The following is a 1,952-nucleotide window of genomic DNA, read 5'->3' as shown; positions in this document are numbered from 1 at the left end:
CCCCGGCCGGCCCGCCGCCGCAGCTCGGCGCGCGCGATGCGGTCCCCGTCGCGGAGCCCCCGGAGGCCCGCCGTGAGCGGCGCCCGCGACGCGAGCAGCTGCCGGCGCCCGCCCTGCAGCAGGATCTCCCATGCCACCCGCGGCGCGTTCCGCCGCCAGGCGCGGAGGTCGGCGGTGTCGAGGTGCCGCGCGGCGAAGAGCATCCGGTTGCGGATGTTGTGGAAGTAGTAGACCGGCGACTTCGCCTGGCCCGCGGACTGCCCGGCGGCGCCCTGCGTGCCGCCCTCGGCGTGCACGGCCTCGACCTCGTCGAGCAGCGCGAGCCGCCCGCCCGCCGCGACGACCCGGTGGGACAGGTCGACGTCCTCCCAGTACAGGAAGTAGGCGTCGTCGAACCCGCCCGCCCGCTCGAACAGCGCCACGGACAGCAGCAGGCACGCGCCGCTCAGCCACGGCTCGATGCGCCGGGCCGTGCCCTCCACCCGGCGGCGGCGAGACCGGATCCGGCCGTCGTCGAGGTAGAGGTCGCTCCCGGCGGACCACAGCGACCCGTCCGGGCGGAGGATGCGCGGCGCGACCATGGCGTCGTCGTCCGCGATCGACGCGGCCAGCAGCGCGGCCACGGCGTCCGCGGCGATGAGCGCGTCGGGGTTGAGGAGCAGCACGTGGCTGCGGCCGATCGCGGAGGCCCGCGCGACCCCGCGGTTCATCCCGGTGCCGAAGCCCTCGTTGCCGTCGGGCAGCTCCAGGTGCCAGCCCTCGGCGTCCGCGAGCCGGGTGACGGCCGCGCGCTCGGCGCCGGTGCTGAGGTTGTCGACCACCACGACCGCGAGCTCCGGACGGGCGCGCGACAGGGGCGCGAGGTTCGCGGCGAGCAGGTCGTGGGAGCCGTAGTTGACGACCACGACGGCCAGCGGGGCGAGGGACGCGAACGTCATCGCGGGTCCTTCCGGGTCGGCGACCCGGGGCGCACGCGCGCCGGGGTCGCTGGGATGATGGGGGGATGAGCTCCGACGCCGTCGCCGACCCCCGCCGCACCGACGCCGAGGGGGCCGGGGCCGCCGGGGCCGCGGCCGCCGAGGACGCTGCCGCCGAGGACGCCGACGGGCCCACCGCCGGCGGGCTGCCGACGCTGGTAGTCGCGGTGCTCACCTACCGCCGGCCGCGCGACATCCGCGCCCTGCTGCCGATGCTCGTGGACGAGGCCCGCGGAGCGGCGGGCGCGACGTCGGCCGCGCGCATCGTGGTGGTCGACAACGACCCCGACGCGGGCGCCCGCGACGTCGTCGCGGAGGCGGCGGCGCAGGCCGCGTCCGCCGGCGTCGACGTCGCCTACGCGCACGAGCCGGAGCCCGGCATCTCCGCGGGCCGCAACCGCGCGCTCGACGCGGCGCCGCACGACGACCTGCTGGTCTTCATCGACGACGACGAGCGCCCGGCGCCGGGCTGGCTCGACGCCCTGCTGGCGCTGCAGCGGGAGACCGGCTGCGCGGCGGTCGCCGGGCCCGTGGAGTCGCGCTTCGAGGTGGAGCCCGACGCGTGGATCCGCGCGGGCCGCTTCTTCGAGCGCCGCCGCCCCGCGACGGGCACGGTGCTCGAGGTCGCGGCGACCAACAACATCCTCCTCGACCTCGGCCGCGTGCGCGCCTGGCGCCTCCGCTTCGACGCGGGCTTCGGCGCCACGGGTGGCGAGGACACGCTCTTCACGCGCGCGGTCGTCGCGCACGGCGGGCGGATGCTGTGGGCCGCCGACGCACGCGTGCTCGACATCGTGCCGCGCGCCCGCGTGACGCACCGCTGGGTGGTGCTCCGGGCGATGAGCAGCGGCAACAGCTGGAGCCGCACGACGCTCGCGCTCGCGGGATCCGGCCGGGAGCGCGCCGTCGCGCGGGCGACCCTCACGGCGCGCGGCGCGGTGCGGATCGCGGGCGGCCTCGCGGGCGTCGCGGCGG

General features: G+C 78.1%; 2 protein-coding genes. One reads left to right on the top strand and one right to left on the bottom strand.

Annotated elements, in window-relative coordinates; genetic code table 11:
* On the bottom strand, positions 1-938 hold a 938-nt coding region (locus tag AWH51_RS14680), incomplete at its 3' end, for a glycosyltransferase family 2 protein (RefSeq protein WP_131798151.1).
* Positions 939-1,003: 65 nt separating this feature from the next.
* Here AWH51_RS14680 and AWH51_RS14675 point away from each other — a divergent pair.
* On the top strand, positions 1,004-1,952 hold a 949-nt coding region (locus tag AWH51_RS14675; protein ID WP_131798150.1), incomplete at its 3' end, for a glycosyltransferase family 2 protein.

The sequence above is a fragment of the Clavibacter tessellarius genome (assembly GCF_001618005.1).
GTDB classification, from domain to species: Bacteria; Actinomycetota; Actinomycetes; order Actinomycetales; family Microbacteriaceae; genus Clavibacter; species Clavibacter tessellarius_A.
Note: the sequence above shows the minus strand (reverse complement) of the source record. Positions and strands in the feature narration are given on the sequence as shown.